This window comes from Cytobacillus sp. GQ23 (assembly GCF_059758675.1).
Window position 1 is genome coordinate 156,283 of the sequence record NZ_JCAXER010000009.1, and the last position, 15,531, is coordinate 171,813.

The following is a 15,531-nucleotide window of genomic DNA, read 5'->3' on the forward strand; positions in this document are numbered from 1 at the left end:
ACAGAAGCGCAGATGCAGCTCTCCGGATTGAGACCGTTCTGGATTCAGCTGCACGATCTGCATGACCCGCGAAAGTGCGGGCAGCTAAAGGAGGTTACCCAATGGCTATTGAACAAATTAAAATGCCCCAGCTGGGGGAAAGTGTCACAGAAGGGACAATCAGCAAATGGCTGGTTTCCGTTGGCGATAAAGTAAATAAGTATGACCCGCTTGCTGAAGTAATGACAGACAAAGTAAACGCAGAGGTACCGTCCTCGTTTTCAGGTGTAATCAAAGAATTAATTGCAGAAGAAGGCGAAACCTACGAAGTAGGCCAGATAATATTAACAATTGAAACTGAAGGCGGCGGAGAAGCAGTTCACGATGCTCCGGCTGAAACAAAAGCAGAGGAAAAAGCTGCAGCTGCACCTGAAGCTCCTGCACCATCTTCACAGGTTACACCAGCAGATGCTCCAAAAGGAGTCCGCTATTCACCTGCTGTCTTAAAGCTTTCTCAAGAGCATGGCATCGACTTGAGCCAGGTGACAGGTACAGGCGGCGGCGGACGCATCACCCGTAAAGATCTTATGAAAATCATTGAGTCCGGAGATATTCCTACAGCAGCAGCTGCTGCAGCCGCACCGGAAAAGACTGAAGCACCGGCTCCATCTCCAGCTCCTTCCCAGCCTGCAGCATCCAAGCAAGCAGCGCCGGCACCAAATGTACCAGTATTGCCAGGTGATGTGGAAATCCCTGTTACCGGAGTGCGCAAGGCGATTGCTGCCAATATGCTCCGCAGCAAACACGAAGCACCTCATGCATGGACAATGATGGAAGTGGATGTTACAAATCTTGTTGAATACCGCAACAGTATTAAAGGTGAATTTAAACAAAAAGAAGGCTTCAACCTTACATTCTTTGCTTTCTTTGTAAAAGCAGTTGCACAAGCCCTTAAGGAATTCCCGCAGATTAATTCCATGTGGGCAGGTGATAAGATTATCCAGAAGAAGGATATCAACATCTCCATTGCAGTCGCTACAGATGATGCGTTATTCGTTCCGGTCATCAAAGCAGCTGATGAGAAAACGATTAAGGGTATTGCCCGTGAAATCAATGATCTTGCACTAAAAGTACGTACAGGTAAACTGACTTCCGCTGAAATGCAGGGTGGAACTTTCACTGTGAATAATACCGGATCATTCGGTTCTGTTCAGTCAATGGGAATCATTAATTATCCGCAGGCTGCCATTCTTCAGGTTGAATCCATTGTAAAGCGCCCTGTGGTCATGAATAATGGCATGATTGCAGTACGTGATATGGTTAACCTATGTATGTCTCTGGATCACCGTGTGCTTGATGGCCTGGTTTGCGGCCGCTTCCTGCAGCGCGTGAAAGAAATTCTGGAAAACACATCAAAAGATAATACAACTATTTATTAATAGATTAAATTGCCGCTCCCTGCTTTAGGGCAGCGGCTTCTTATTGTTCATTGCTTGTTTCTCATTTGTATACTAAAATAGATATATGGAGAATTTAGAATTTTATTATAATTTTTAGCGGCATTGTTTCTTCACGGAAGCAGGTCCGCTGCCGTACGAGGGGAGGGAACGCTGTCAGCTACAAGGACAGCATAATATGTCATTAAAGCAAATGATTGAAGAAAAATTCCCGCAGCAGACTAATAAAGACTGGGAACAAAGTGCAGAAAAAGCTCTAAAAGGGAAACCTCTAGAAACATTATCACGAAATACATATGAAAACATAAAATTGAAACCGCTTTATTCCAGAGAGGACCTGGCCGAATGTCCCTTTTCTCAGTATCCGGGCATAGAAGATTTTAGAAGGGGTTCATATGCTGCAGGATACCTGAGAGAAGAATGGAAGGTTGCGCAGAAAGTTAGTGCTGTAACTTCTGAAGAGCTGGCAGAAAAACTCCTTGATGCCGCAGCGAAAGGACAGACAGCGCTGGCTTTCCAGCCTGAACAGCTGACAAATCCAGAGAAGATCAGCATCGCTGTGGGAGAACTTTATAAAAAATATCCTTTTAGCGTAGATGCCGGTCCAAATATCCGTCAATTATTAGAAGAACTTGCAAAATTAAGTGAAAGTGAAAAAATTACAGGATATATTGCAGCAGACCCGCTTGCTATTGTTGCTGCAGACAAAATGAACGATCGCTCAATTGATGAACTTTACGCTGATTTGAATGAAACGACTAATGTCGCAGCTGAACATATGCCTAGTTTAAAAACCATTATGGTAAATACTGCTGTTTATCATAATGGCGGCGCGCATGCCATTCAGGAACTTGCTTTTTCATTGGCAGGAGGAGTAAATCACCTGCAATATTTTCTTGGTAAAGGCAAAAAAATCGAAGAAATACTATCCAAAATGCTATTTAATTTTGCCATAGGCTCAAATTTTTTTATGGAGATTGCCAAACTTCGTGCGGCAAGGGTTTTATGGGGCAAGGTGGCAGAAGTTTATGGAGCTGAGAGTGACAGTAATAATATGGTTATATCAGCAGAGACGTCATCATTTACAAAGTCAGCTTATGATTCTTATGTGAATGTGCTGAGAGCTGGTAATGAAGCGTTTGCAGCAGTTTTGGGTGGAATCCAATACCTGCATGTCAGCCCGTATAATGAACCGGAAGGGACTCACTCTTCTTTTTCAGACCGTATTGCCCGAAATACCCAGCTGGTTCTAATGGAAGAGGCTCATCTGCTTAAGGTCTCTGACCCTGCGGGCGGCTCCTGGTATGTAGAGCATCTGACGAATGAACTGATTGATAAAGCCTGGGAACTATTCCTTGAGATAGAAGATCTGGGAGGATTAGCTGAAGCCCTCCAGACAGGGTGGGTTCAGAATCAGGTTAGTCAAGTTTTTGAAAAAAAGCAAAAAGATGTTCATACAAGAAAACAAAGTATTATCGGAACGAATATCTATGCTAATCCTGATGAAGAGCCGCTTAAAGTAAAGGAAATCATTGAAACCGGCAATAGTGTTATCAAGCCTATTCCACAGGTTCGGCTTTCAGAGTCATTCGAAGGTTTACGGATTTTATCTAAAAGGTTAAAGGAAAAGGGGATTCATCCTCAAGCAGGGCTTATATGCCTTGGAGAATTGAAAGATCATAAGGCCCGTGCTGATTTTATTGCAGGCTTCCTGGCACCCGGAGGGGTTAATGCAGTTAGAAGCGATTCTGTAGTCAATCTTGAACATGCTGCAGCCTTTATGCATAAAACAAATTTCAGGCATTATTTTATTTGCGGATCCAATGACCAATACGAAAGAATGGCAGTGCCTTTAATTAGGAACTTGAAAAAAGCTTTTCCCTCAGCTGTCATCTATTTAGCCGGCCTTCCTGAAAAGCAGACAAGTGCTGAATATGAGAAAGCTGGAATTAGCGGATACGTTCATATGAAAAGCGATTGCTATGAAACTCTCTTAACTATCCTGAACGAGATGGAGGTGGGGAAAAGTGACCAATAAACCAGATTTTAAGAGCCTGGATATCCATAAAATAAAACAATCAGCAAAGAATGAATGGAAAAGAAAAGCGGAGAAAGAAATCAATACATCCATTGATAATCTTCTGTTTGAAACAAATGAGAGGATAATGATAAAGCCGCTATATACAAATGAAGACCTTAAAGATCTGGAGCACCTAAACGCTAAACCGGGTCTGCCTCCATATACAAGGGGACCCTATTCAACCATGTATGTGAACAGGCCCTGGACAGTCCGCCAATATGCCGGATTTTCTACTGCAGAGGAAAGCAATGCTTTCTATCGGCGTAATCTTGCAATGGGGCAAAAAGGCTTATCAGTCGCTTTTGACCTTGCTACCCATAGAGGCTATGATTCTGATCATCCAAGAGTCGAAGGGGACGTAGGGAAAGCTGGCGTTGCCATTGATTCCATCCTGGATATGAAAACGCTGTTTGATGGAATCCCTTTAGATCAAATGTCTGTATCCATGACAATGAATGGAGCAGTTTTGCCTGTTATGGCTTTTTATATCGTCACAGCGGAAGAGCAGGGAGTAAGCCAGGAGAAGCTTTCGGGGACGATCCAGAATGATATTTTAAAAGAATATATGGTGCGCAACACCTATATATATCCGCCGGAAATGTCCATGAAGATCATTGCTGATATATTTGAATATACATCAAAATATATGCCGAAGTTCAATAGCATCAGCATCTCTGGCTATCATATGCAGGAAGCGGGTGCACCTGCTGATATTGAGCTTGCCTATACGCTTGCAGATGGACTTGAATATGTTAGAACTGGACTTAAAGCCGGAATCGATATTGATTCCTTTGCACCGAGACTCTCTTTCTTCTGGGCCATTGGTATGAACTACTTCATGGAAGTGGCAAAAATGAGGGCAGCACGCTATATCTGGGCAAAAATGATGAAGACCTTCCTGCCTCAGAATCCGAAATCTATGGCGCTTAGAACACATTCTCAAACTTCTGGCTGGAGCTTAACCGAGCAGGACCCTTTTAATAATGTAACAAGGACACTCATTGAGGCGCATGCTGCCGCGATGGGGCATACTCAATCCCTTCATACGAACGCATTGGATGAAGCTATCGCATTGCCGACAGATTTTTCAGCCCGTATAGCGAGGAATACACAGCTGTATCTTCAGGAGGAAACAGGGATCACGAACGTAATAGATCCATGGGGCGGTTCTTATTATGCAGAAGCCTTAACAGATCAGTTAATTAAGCGCGCCTGGGAGCATATTGAAGAAATCGAGAATCTTGGGGGAATGGCAAAAGCCATTGAAACAGGATTGCCAAAAATGAGAATCGAGGAAGCGGCTGCCAGAAGGCAGGCACAAATCGACTCCGGAAAAGAAACTATTATTGGTGTGAATAAATACCGGCTGGAAAAAGAAGAGCCGATTGACATTCTGGACATTGACAACACAGCTGTACGATTAAAGCAAATTGAAAAGCTGGAGAGGCTAAAGGCTTCCCGCGACAATGAGAAAGTTGCCGAGGCCCTCGAGGCCCTTACAAAAGCTGCTGATTCAGGGGAAGGGAACCTCCTTGAGCTTGCAGTAGATGCAGCAAGGGCTAGAGCCACGCTTGGCGAAATTTCCAGTGCAATTGAAAAAGTAGCCAACCGCCATAAAGCAATTATTCGTTCAATAAGCGGCGTGTACAGTTCTGCTTTTTCTAACGAAGAAGAAATAGCGGAAGTAAAGCAGATGACAGATGAATTCCTTGAAAATGAAGGAAGAAGACCGCGGATTCTGATTGCCAAGATGGGACAGGATGGGCATGACAGGGGGGCAAAAGTCATTTCAACAGCCTTTGCCGATCTTGGTTTTGATGTGGATATCGGACCTCTGTTCCAGACACCGGAAGAAACAGCTCTTCAGGCTGTCGAAAATGATGTTCATGTCATTGGCATCAGTTCTCTTGCTGCAGGCCATAAAACCCTTCTTCCTCAGCTTGCTGCTGAATTGAAGAAGCTGGAAAGGGAAGATATTATTATTGTTATCGGCGGGGTAATTCCGGCACAGGATTATCAATATTTATATGAACATGGTGCATCTGCCATTTTTGGACCGGGCACCATCATTCCAGTGGCTGCTCAGAAGGTCATCAGGGAAATATACAGCCGTCTTGGGTATGAGGAAGTGACCCAGTAAATGACTGAGGATAAGAAACCGGAATGGTTTGATGATCAAAAGCCAGAAAATTTTACAAGTATCGTGCGAAGTGGTGTGGAGTCAGGTGAGCCGAAGCAGAAATTCGAAAAAAGAGGCAGGTTTCAAAAAAAATCTGCCTCTCTGCCTGATCTTAACGTACTTGAAGAAGGAATCATGAGTGGCAGCAGAGCAGTGCTTGCACGTGCGATCACTTTGATTGAAAGTAATGCAGAGCATCATTTCCGTCATGCACAGGAACTTCTTCACAGACTTTTGCCTCATTCAGGCCAATCGCTTAGGATTGGGATAACCGGAGTGCCAGGGGCAGGGAAAAGCACGTTCATTGAATCGTTCGGGACATATCTTTGTGATGCCGGCTTAAAAGTAGCTGTGCTTGCCGTAGATCCGAGCTCCAGCTTGAGCGGCGGCAGTATCCTTGGGGATAAAACCAGGATGGAGCAGCTATCCAGAAACCCTCTTGCTTTCATAAGACCTTCTCCTTCAGCAGGCAAACTGGGAGGAGTTCACAGGAAAACAAGAGAGACCATGCTGCTGTGTGAAGCAGCTGGTTTTGATGTTATTCTGGTTGAAACAGTCGGTGTGGGACAAAGTGAAGTGATTGTCAGGGAAATGGTGGACTTTTTCATGCTGTTAACATTGACAGGGGCAGGGGATGAATTGCAGGGAATGAAAAAGGGGATTATGGAACTGGCTGATGCGGTAATTGTCAATAAAGCTGATGGAAGCAATAAAGCATTGGCCCAGAAAACCAAGTCTGAGTATAACCGGATCCTTCACTTTCTTCAGCCGGCTACCAAAGGATGGCAAACCCAAGCCTATACCTGCTCATCTGTCTTTGGTGAGGGCATCCCTGAGATCTGGAATGTGATTAAAACATTTGAAAATACCGCAAAGACCTCAGGTGTTTTTGAGGAAAGAAGAAGGCTTCAAACAAAACAATGGATTCATTCTATGATCCTGGATCAGCTTCAATTCAGCTTTTTTTATCACCCTGCCATAAAACCGCTGCTTCCCAAAATCGAAAACGAGGTCATCGCAGGAAACAGGACAGTTACATCTGCAGTTGAAGAATTATTTAATATCTACACTAGAAGATAGAATTTTTGTTCCGGCTCAGCTTTTTCCTGAAATCAAAAAATGGCCAGTGCCTTGCGGGCACTGGCGAATCTAGGGAGTTTAGGGGTATGGATCTAGCTGTAGTTTTATATTTCCCCGATTATCCAAAAGCTAAACTTTTTTATTCGAAAAATTGACTTGATTGTAAATTTTACTTTTGTATTGGTATTATGTATATAGTCAAGAGAATTCTTAACTGAGGAGCGATGACTTTGAATATGGATTTTAACTTATTTATGAATGATGTTGTCAGGCAGGCGAGACAGGAAATAACACATGCCGGCTATACGGAACTAACTACACCTGAAGAAGTGGAAGAGGCCCTTAATAAAAAGGGGACTACGCTAGTAATGGTGAACTCTGTCTGCGGATGTGCAGGCGGAATTGCCCGTCCTGCGGCCATGCATTCCCTGCATTATGATAAGCGCCCTGACCATTTGGTTACGGTATTTGCCGGGCAGGATAAAGAAGCAACTGAAAAAGCCAGATCTTATTTTACAGGTTATCCGCCATCATCACCATCTTTTGCACTTCTCAAAGATGGAGAGATATGCACGATGATCGAGCGTCACGAAATTGAAGGCCATGAGCCTATGGCAGTTGTTCAGAAACTGCAGGATACCTTTGAAAAATATTGCGAAGAGCTTTAAAAAAGAAAAGCGGAAGCGCCTTGCCTGCCCCGGCATGCTTGTGATCTGCATGGGGCAGGCTGCTTGCGCTGAAAGTAATCGACATTCTAAGTTTATACCAGGAAAGGTCCCGAATTTCGGGACCTTTTTATTTATGTACTTATCTGAATAATAAGACTTCTTCTAAATATTTAAAAACCTTATTGCATAAATATAAAAATCTGTTAAAATTCATTTTAGTGAATATTTATTAATAGTTATGCAGAGATTATTCATATTTTATAGGGGGAAACAAAAATGAAAAAAGTGATCTTGATTGCATTAAGCGTACTCTTAGTCAGCTTATTGGCTGCATGCGGCACAAGCGAAGAAGCCAGCACTGGAAGCGGATCAGGAGAAAAATCAGATAAAAAAGTATTAACTATGGGTACCTCAGCGGATTATCCGCCATTTGAATATGTAGATTCCGCAAAAGGAGAAGAAATCATCGGCTTTGATGTGGATTTGGCCAAAGCGATCGGTGAGAAATTAGGCTATGAAATCCAAGTGAAGGATATGGACTTTAATGGACTGATACCTGCACTGGAAACAAGCCAGGTTGATTTTGTTTTAGCTGGTATGACACCTACTGATGAGCGTAAAGAAAACGTTGATTTCAGTGATGTATATTATACAGCGAGCCATATGATTGTTTCTAAAAAAGACAGCGGAATTGAATCATTGGAAGATTTGAACGGAAAAACATTAGGTGTTCAGCTTGCCTCCATTCAGGCAGATAAAGCAGAAGAAATTAGTGAGACAGTTGATATGACTGTGGAAAACCGCAACCGCATCCCTGAATTGGTTCAGGAAATTATGGTAGGCCGATTTGATGCAGCCATGATTGAAGATACGGTAGCAAAAGGATATTTTGAAAAAAATAAAGACCTGGCCGGCTTCACAATTGAAGAAGATGAAACAGAGGCGGGTTCTGCCATTGCTTTTCCAAAAGGCAGTGAATTAACTGAAAAATTTAATGCAGAGCTTTTGAAGATGAAAGAAAACGGTGAATTGGAAAAATTGATCGTAAAATGGTTTGATAACAAATAATTCGCTGGGAATTGGCGTCCAAGGCATATTTTCCTTTGGACGCTTTATTCTTACCGGAAAATAAATTACTAGTAGAAAGGATGGAAAGATAGTGAATCTGGATTTTCAGCAGTTCATTCCCTCCCTTCCATATATACTTAAAGGCATTGGCGTCACGCTGCAAATTGTGTCTATGGCAGGCATACTGGGCTTTGTATTAGGTATTATTCTATCATTCTTTAAAATTAGCAAATTTAAACTTCTAGGCTGGATTGCAGATGCCTACACATCCGTTTTTAGAGGAACACCTCTTGTTCTTCAGCTTATGCTCATATATTATGGATCACCTCAGCTGATCGGCTATAAAATTGATTCTTCCACAGCTGCAGTCCTGTCTTTTGGGCTTAATTCTGCGGCTTATATTTCAGAAATTATCAGGGCGGGAATTCTGGCGGTCGATAAAGGACAAAGTGAAGCGGCAATGGCACTGGGCGTTCCATACAGGCCGGCCATGATGGATATCATACTTCCGCAGGCAATGAAAAACATTTTGCCCGCTTTAATGAATGAGTTTATTACACTTACAAAAGAGTCTGCAATCGTAACAGTCATTGGGGTAACAGACGTGATGCGCCGGGCTTACATTGTGGGAGGCGAAAAGTTTTCCTACTTCGAACCGATACTGATTGCCGGGCTGATTTATTACATTATGGTTATGGTCCTGACTGTTCTAGGAAAAGGAATTGAAAGGAGAATGAGACGCAGTGATTAAGGTGGAAAATTTGCATAAGCATTTCGGCAAACTTGAAGTACTTAAAGGAATTTCAACCAATATTAATGATGGTGAAGTAGTGGCTGTAATAGGTCCGTCCGGTTCGGGCAAATCAACGTTCCTCCGCTGCATCAATCTTCTGGAGATGCCGACAGACGGGAGGATTATGATTAATGGGCAGGACATTACGGATAAAAGTACGAACATAATGAAAGTGCGCGAAAATGTAGGGATGGTGTTTCAGCATTTTCATTTATTCCCTCATAAAACGGCCCTTCAAAACCTGATCTACGCACCGATGAAGGTTAAAGGAATTTCAAAATCGGAAGCTGAGAAAATAGGGCTTGGGCTTTTGGAGAAAGTAGGATTATCTGCTAAAGCACACGAATATCCCAATCGGTTATCCGGTGGGCAGAAACAAAGGGTGGCCATTGCAAGAGCTCTTGCAATGCAGCCTGAAGTTATGCTATTTGATGAGCCAACCTCTGCACTTGATCCGGAAATGGTGAAGGAAGTGCTGGATGTAATGAAGGATTTAGCACATACGGGTATGACAATGGCAATTGTCACCCATGAAATGGGCTTTGCGCGTGAAGTGGCAGACAGGGTGCTGTTTCTGGATGGCGGAGTGCTGGTCGAGGATTCTTCACCTGAAGAGTTTTTTTCTAATCCTAAAAGTGAACGCGCAAGGGATTTCTTGCAAAAAATGCTATAATCGATATATGCTATGGGAGAAGATGATCAAAGGATCATCTTCTCTTTCGCATTTAAATACATAACAGCCTTCTAATAAGGGGCAATTGAACATAGGAGTATGAATAAATGAGGTACAGAATTGGCTACCGGACAATCAAGACTGCAGTGGGAACTTCCATCAGCATCATGATTGCACAGATGCTGCAGCTTGATAATTTTGTTTCTGCAGGCATCCTGACTATATTATGCATAAAAGTAACAAAGAAAAAATCACTCCGGGCTTCTTGGGACCGATTTTTCGCCTGTCTGCTGGCAATGGCATTTTCGTCTTTGTTTTTTGAAGGCATTGCTTACCATCCGCTTGTAATTGGACTGCTGCTTCTGTTTTTTATTCCGGCAGCTGTCATGGCAAAGGCCAGCGATGGAATTGTGACAAGCTCAGTTATTATTTTGCATATTTATTCTGCAGGGGAGGTTTCAAAGGAACTCTTACTGAATGAATTGGGGATTATTATTGTCGGAATCGGTGTTGCGCTAATTGCGAACCTCTATATGCCGAGCCTGGAATCGAAGCTTAAGGAATATAGGCAGGAAATAGAAGAAAACTTTAAAATTATCTTTGACGAAATCGTCAGTTATTTGCGTACCCATGAAAGCAGCTGGGACGGCAGAGAAATAACGGAAACAATGGAATTGATTGATGAGGCAAAAGCACTGGCTTTCAGGGATGTTGAAAACCACTTTCGAAGAGATGAAAATTTATATTATCATTATTTTAAAATGAGAGAGAAACAATTTGAAATTATTGAAAGGGTTCTTCCGAGTGTAACCTCCATTGCACTTCCTGTTGAACAGGGGGAGATGATCGCTGATTTTATTGAAGAATTATCTGAGCATATCCATCCTGGCAATACAGCCATTCAATTTCTTGAAAAACTGTACAGAATGAGGGTTTCTTTTGAAAATATGGAGCTCCCCAAAACAAGGGAGGAATTTGAAGCACGTGCCGCCCTGCTGCATTTTGTAAAAGAAATGGAACAGTATTTAATTATAAAGAGCTCGTTTAGAGGAATAAAGGATAAGGTTATGAATCAAAACGGGACCTCAGAAGCAAACTAAGGAAAAGGATTGGAGCGTGAACTGTCATGCTGAAGTTTGCTGCAGCGGCTGTCTTGTTTTTTTCACTATCCCCAATCTGGCCATTGGGGCCTAATCCGCTGCCTGGAGATCCATTTCTAATTGTCAATAAACAGACAAATGAAATTGCGATTATAAAGGATCAAAAAGTGCAGCATGTCATCACAGCTGCAACTGGGAAAACGGATGACCTTACACCGGAAGGGCTGTTCACTGTGACTGTGAAGGCAGCTGATCCTTACTACAGAAAAAAGGACATAAAAGGCGGTGACCCCCGTAATCCGCTTGGCACAAGATGGATAGGGTTTGACGCAAAGGATACTGATGGCAGAATCTACGGCATTCACGGGACGAACGATCCTTCATCAATCGGCAAATATGTTTCCAATGGCTGTATTAGATTGCAAAATGAGGCCGTCGAGTCGTTATATGAATGGGTGCCGATTGGAACAAAGATCTTAGTAGTCACGTCAGGTAAAGGCTTTGACGAACTTGGAAAAGATTACGGTGCCATAAATAAAGATAACTGAAAAAAAGTACAGCTGCATCTGACTGGATGCAGTTTTTTTTATGGGGTGGATCATCTTAAGATTGGGACTATGCAGTTCGTATTTTCACCCGTACTGTTCGAAGCTGGGCTGGGTTCAGGCTCTCCCCTCTCGGATTCTTGCTTTTGTGTCCGAAGCTCTCCCTGCTCGTTAGGTTTAAGCTGAAAAGCATTTCACAAAACTCCTGTAAAAAAAGTGCACAAATTGTATTCCGCCAGAAAAAAACTGCCCGGAAGTGCCATCCTGAGCAGCTGAAAGCTGAATAAATTTTCTTGTTATAAAAACATCGACATACCCATAATGAGGGTAGATGCAAGCATTGCAAATATCATTAAATAGACAATCACTTTCGCTAGTTTTTTATTTGACATTCTATGCCTCCTCGTCCCAATTATTACTTTTATTGTACTAAGAATCATCAAATTGAACAACCGCTCAATTTTTTAGAGGAATTTCGACATTTTTAACGAATATTTAAATAATAGACTCTAAATATGCCCATTGTTGCTGGGAAGTTGATAAATTGAAACTTCAAAAGGCGGGGAGTTTATCTCGGCTAATGGAGTTGAACCAATCGGGCTTTACGGGCAGTTTGTTCCCGCTCATCCAGCATTGACTATTAAAGTCTTGGAAGCGGGGCTTACTAAATACCTGTAAGACTTCGATGAATTCCGACATTCATAAGGAGGTAAACAGATGATTAAGAAGGTGGACCATATTGGGATTGCTGTCAGGTCTATTAATAAAGCGCTTCCATTTTATATTGAAACGCTTAAGCTTGAATTTCTCGGAATAGAGGAAGTGGACAGCCAGGGAGTAAAGGTTGCGTTTATTAAAGCGGGGGAAACAAAGCTTGAGCTGCTGGAGCCAACAAGCGAAGAAAGCCCAATTGCCAAATTTATAGAAAAGCGGGGAGAAGGGCTGCATCATGTAGCACTGGGAGTTGACAGCATACAGGAGCGCATAAACGAAATGAAGGAACAGGGTATCAGGATGCTGCAGGATGAACCGAAGGCTGGTGCAGGAGGTGCCCATGTAGCCTTTATGCATCCGAAATCAACAGGCGGTATTTTATATGAATTTTGTGAAAAGAAAGGATTGAAATAAAGCATGGCAGACATCTATGAGAAAATAAATGAGTTATACGACCGGCGCAGGGAAGTCGAACTGGGCGGCGGGGATGAGCGTATACAAAAACAGCATGAAAAAGGGAAACTGACTGCCCGGGAACGAATCGATTTATTAGTGGACCCGGGAACTTTCGTTGAGCTGAATCCATTTATTGAGCACCGCAGCACAGATTTTGGACTGGAAAACCAAAAAGGGCCTGGTGATGGTGTTGTAACTGGTTATGGAAAGGTCAACGGACGGCCGATTTTCTTATTTTCACAGGACTTTACTGTTTTTGGAGGAGCCCTCGGGGAAATGCATGCAAAAAAAATTGCCAATGTAATGGATTTAGCAGCTGAAAATGGAGCTCCATTTGTAGGCTTGAATGATTCCGGCGGCGCCAGAATTCAGGAAGGCGTTGTTTCTCTTGATGGATACGGCCATATTTTCTACCGGAACTCCATTTATTCAGGAGTTATACCGCAGATTTCAGTCATTATGGGACCTTGTGCCGGCGGTGCAGTATATTCTCCAGCAATCACTGATTTTGTCTTCATGGTGGAAAAAACAAGCCAGATGTTCATAACCGGCCCTAAAGTAATTGAAACGGTAACAGGGGAGAAAATTTCTCCTGAGGATCTGGGCGGTGCCCGTGTGCACAATACAATCAGCGGAAACGCGCACTTTAGAGGGGAGACCGAAGAGGAAGTGATTGAGCAGGTGCGGAGTCTGTTAAGCTACCTTCCTCAGAATAACGAAGAAAAGCCGCCTATGTCGAAATGGGATGAGGACGATGATTACCGTCCTGATTTGACAGATGTTATTCCCTTTGATGCCCTTCGTCCATATGACGTTCGAAAAGTCATTGAACAGGTAGTGGATCATGATACGTTTATGGAGGTACAGCGCGACTTCGCTAAAAATATTGTTGTCGGCCTGGCCCGGATTAAGGGTGAGACGGTAGGACTTGTCTGCAATCAGCCGAAGGTAATGGCAGGAGGCCTTGATATAGATTCTTCTGATAAGGCCTCAAGGTTTATCCGGTTCTGTGATTCCTTTAATATTCCGCTTATAACCTTTGAGGACGTTACAGGATTTTTTCCGGGTGTAAAACAGGAGCATGGGGGAATTATCCGGCATGGCGCAAAGATTCTTTATGCATACTCAGAAGCAACAGTGCCAAAGCTTACGGTTATTTTAAGAAAAGCATTCGGAGGTGCTTACGTTGCCCTTAACAGTAAATCTATTGGCGCAGATCTTGTTTTTGCATGGCCGAATGCGGAGGTAGCCGTAATGGGTCCTCAAGGGGCAGCCAACATTATTTTTGCAAGGGAAATCCAGAACAGTGATGATCCCGAGGCCACCAGGGCACAAAAAATCGAGGAGTACAGAGAAAAGTTCGCCAATCCATATGTGGCTGCAAGCCGGGGCATGGTGGATGATGTAATCGATCCGCGTGAGACCAGAATCAAAATCATTCAGGCGCTTGAGATGCTGCGCAATAAAAAAGAAAGCAGGCCTAAGAAAAAGCACGGGAATATCCCGCTCTAATGGATTCCTGATTTGCTGTGCTAAAATTTTGGGAGTATACTTGCTTAGTAAGCTTAAATTTGGAGGTTTGTACATAAATGATTAATGAGGAACGCTTATTAAACGAATTTCTGGAACTGGTGCAAATTGATTCTGAAACAAAGTATGAAGCTCAAATTGCCAAAGTTCTGAAGAAAAAATTCAGGGATCTGGGGGTTGAGGTGTACGAAGACGATACAACTTCACAGACCGGACATGGTGCAGGCAACCTCATCTGCACTCTTCAGGGAACGAAAGAAGGAATAGATACCATTTATTTCACTTCACACATGGATACAGTTATTCCTGGTAAAGGAATAAAACCTTCCATCAAGGACGGCTATGTTGTAACCGATGGAACAACGATCCTGGGTGCAGATGACAAAGCGGGACTTGCCGTTATGCTCGAAATTGTTAAAGTCCTGAAAGAACAGAATATTGCTCATGGAACTATTCAGTTCATTATCACAGTTGGTGAAGAATCCGGACTGGTTGGAGCAAAAGTTCTCGATCCTTCCCTTATTAAAGCGAAGTTTGGCTATGCACTGGACAGTGACGGCAAAGTCGGAAATATTATCGTTGCCGCTCCAACCCAGGCTAAAGTTAAAGCGGCAATCCTAGGGAAAACAGCTCACGCAGGTGTTGCACCTGAGAAAGGCATTTCTGCAATTACCATGGCTTCGAAAGCGATCTCAAGAATGCCGCTGGGCCGCATTGATGAAGAAACAACGGCAAATATCGGTCGGTTTGAAGGCGGACAGCAGACGAATATCGTATGTGACCATGTTGATGTATTAGCAGAAGCACGTTCATTAATTCCTGAAAAAATGGAACAGCAGGTAGCTAAAATGAAGGAAGCATTTGAAAGTGCGGCCGAGGAAATGGGCGGAAAAGCTGAAGTGGATGTTCAGGTTATGTACCCTGGCTTTAAATTCGGCGAAGGTGATCATGTCGTGGAAGTAGCACGCAAGGCGGCTGAAAAAATCGGCCGCAGCTCCGAGCTTCTTCACAGTGGCGGCGGAAGCGATGCAAACGTAATTGCTGGCTTTGGCATTCCTACAGTTAACCTTGCTGTCGGCTATGAAGAAATTCATACAACTAATGAGCGCATGCCAATTGAAGAATTAAATAAACTGGCGGAAATGGTCATTGCCATAATTGAAGAGGTTTCAGCTTAAGCTGTAAAAAAGAGAACCAATGCGGTTCTCT

Annotated in this window: 14 protein-coding genes; 13 read left to right on the forward strand and 1 reads right to left on the reverse strand. The window is 43.1% G+C overall.

The window, feature by feature from the left end; translation table 11 throughout:
- The first annotated feature begins 101 nt into the window (after window positions 1–101).
- The 10 genes from AC6CHU_RS09900 to AC6CHU_RS09945 all read left to right on the forward strand — a co-directional run bounded on the left by AC6CHU_RS09900 (window position 102) and on the right by AC6CHU_RS09945 (window position 11,625).
- The gene (locus tag AC6CHU_RS09900) at window positions 102–1,418 is read left to right on the forward strand and encodes a dihydrolipoamide acetyltransferase family protein (protein WP_159865272.1); all 1,317 of its coding nucleotides are present in this window, start codon (window positions 102–104) and stop codon (window positions 1,416–1,418) included.
- A 196-nt stretch (window positions 1,419–1,614) separates the two neighbouring features.
- Window positions 1,615–3,474, forward strand: a complete 1,860-nt coding sequence (locus AC6CHU_RS09905) for a methylmalonyl-CoA mutase family protein (protein ID WP_498121394.1) — start codon at window positions 1,615–1,617, stop codon at window positions 3,472–3,474.
- Entirely contained in the window at window positions 3,464–5,656 is a 2,193-nt protein-coding gene (gene scpA / locus AC6CHU_RS09910) for a methylmalonyl-CoA mutase (RefSeq protein ID WP_498121396.1), read from the forward strand. Before AC6CHU_RS09905 ends, scpA begins: the two co-directional genes overlap by 11 nt.
- Entirely contained in the window at window positions 5,657–6,775 is a 1,119-nt protein-coding gene (gene meaB, locus AC6CHU_RS09915) for a methylmalonyl Co-A mutase-associated GTPase MeaB (protein WP_251283715.1), read from the forward strand.
- A gap of 230 nt (window positions 6,776–7,005) precedes the next feature.
- Window positions 7,006–7,443, forward strand: a complete 438-nt coding sequence (locus AC6CHU_RS09920; protein WP_159865284.1) for a BrxA/BrxB family bacilliredoxin — start codon at window positions 7,006–7,008, stop codon at window positions 7,441–7,443.
- 276 nt (window positions 7,444–7,719) lie between these two features.
- Complete coding sequence (locus AC6CHU_RS09925) at window positions 7,720–8,511, forward strand: transporter substrate-binding domain-containing protein (protein ID WP_498121398.1); 792 nt, start codon at window positions 7,720–7,722, stop codon at window positions 8,509–8,511.
- A gap of 91 nt (window positions 8,512–8,602) precedes the next feature.
- Window positions 8,603–9,262 carry an amino acid ABC transporter permease gene (locus tag AC6CHU_RS09930; RefSeq protein WP_498121400.1) on the forward strand — a complete coding sequence of 220 codons (660 nt, stop codon included), beginning with the start codon at window positions 8,603–8,605 and terminating at the stop codon, window positions 9,260–9,262.
- Window positions 9,255–9,977, forward strand: a complete 723-nt coding sequence (locus tag AC6CHU_RS09935) for an amino acid ABC transporter ATP-binding protein (protein ID WP_159865293.1) — start codon at window positions 9,255–9,257, stop codon at window positions 9,975–9,977. Before AC6CHU_RS09930 ends, AC6CHU_RS09935 begins: the two co-directional genes overlap by 8 nt.
- A gap of 107 nt (window positions 9,978–10,084) precedes the next feature.
- On the forward strand, window positions 10,085–11,077 hold the full coding sequence (locus tag AC6CHU_RS09940; protein ID WP_159865296.1) for an aromatic acid exporter family protein: 993 nt from the start codon (window positions 10,085–10,087) through the stop codon (window positions 11,075–11,077).
- A gap of 26 nt (window positions 11,078–11,103) precedes the next feature.
- A complete protein-coding gene (locus AC6CHU_RS09945) occupies window positions 11,104–11,625 on the forward strand; it encodes a L,D-transpeptidase (protein WP_251283717.1) in 522 nt (173 codons plus the stop codon).
- 293 nt (window positions 11,626–11,918) lie between these two features.
- On the opposite strand, the gene prli42 is transcribed toward AC6CHU_RS09945, so the two are convergent.
- On the reverse strand, window positions 11,919–12,014 hold the full coding sequence (prli42, locus tag AC6CHU_RS09950; RefSeq protein WP_152539676.1) for a stressosome-associated protein Prli42: 96 nt from the start codon (window positions 12,012–12,014) through the stop codon (window positions 11,919–11,921).
- Between the two features lie 325 nt (window positions 12,015–12,339).
- On the opposite strand from prli42, the gene mce reads away from it, so the two are divergent.
- The 3 genes from mce to AC6CHU_RS09965 all read left to right on the forward strand — a co-directional run bounded on the left by mce (window position 12,340) and on the right by AC6CHU_RS09965 (window position 15,500).
- A complete protein-coding gene (mce, locus tag AC6CHU_RS09955; RefSeq protein WP_159865302.1) occupies window positions 12,340–12,750 on the forward strand; it encodes a methylmalonyl-CoA epimerase in 411 nt (136 codons plus the stop codon).
- A 3-nt stretch (window positions 12,751–12,753) separates the two neighbouring features.
- Complete coding sequence (locus tag AC6CHU_RS09960; RefSeq protein WP_159865305.1) at window positions 12,754–14,304, forward strand: acyl-CoA carboxylase subunit beta; 1,551 nt, start codon at window positions 12,754–12,756, stop codon at window positions 14,302–14,304.
- Window positions 14,305–14,381: 77 nt separating this feature from the next.
- Complete coding sequence (locus tag AC6CHU_RS09965; RefSeq protein ID WP_498121403.1) at window positions 14,382–15,500, forward strand: tripeptidase T; 1,119 nt, start codon at window positions 14,382–14,384, stop codon at window positions 15,498–15,500.
- Window positions 15,501–15,531: the final 31 nt, after the last annotated feature.

What these genes read in the sequence shown, in the direction of transcription:
- AC6CHU_RS09900 (WP_159865272.1), top strand. Translation starts at nt 102, where the DNA reads ATGGCTATTGAACAAATTAAAATGCCCCAGCTGGGGGAAAGTGTCACA.
- AC6CHU_RS09905 (WP_498121394.1), top strand. Translation starts at nt 1,615, where the DNA reads ATGTCATTAAAGCAAATGATTGAAGAAAAATTCCCGCAGCAGACTAAT.
- meaB (WP_251283715.1), top strand. Translation starts at nt 5,657, where the DNA reads ATGACTGAGGATAAGAAACCGGAATGGTTTGATGATCAAAAGCCAGAA.
- AC6CHU_RS09925 (WP_498121398.1), top strand. Translation starts at nt 7,720, where the DNA reads ATGAAAAAAGTGATCTTGATTGCATTAAGCGTACTCTTAGTCAGCTTA.
- AC6CHU_RS09940 (WP_159865296.1), top strand. Translation starts at nt 10,085, where the DNA reads ATGAGGTACAGAATTGGCTACCGGACAATCAAGACTGCAGTGGGAACT.
- AC6CHU_RS09945 (WP_251283717.1), top strand. Translation starts at nt 11,104, where the DNA reads ATGCTGAAGTTTGCTGCAGCGGCTGTCTTGTTTTTTTCACTATCCCCA.
- prli42 (WP_152539676.1), bottom strand. Translation starts at nt 12,014, where the DNA reads ATGTCAAATAAAAAACTAGCGAAAGTGATTGTCTATTTAATGATATTT.
- mce (WP_159865302.1), top strand. Translation starts at nt 12,340, where the DNA reads ATGATTAAGAAGGTGGACCATATTGGGATTGCTGTCAGGTCTATTAAT.
- AC6CHU_RS09960 (WP_159865305.1), top strand. Translation starts at nt 12,754, where the DNA reads ATGGCAGACATCTATGAGAAAATAAATGAGTTATACGACCGGCGCAGG.
- AC6CHU_RS09965 (WP_498121403.1), top strand. Translation starts at nt 14,382, where the DNA reads ATGATTAATGAGGAACGCTTATTAAACGAATTTCTGGAACTGGTGCAA.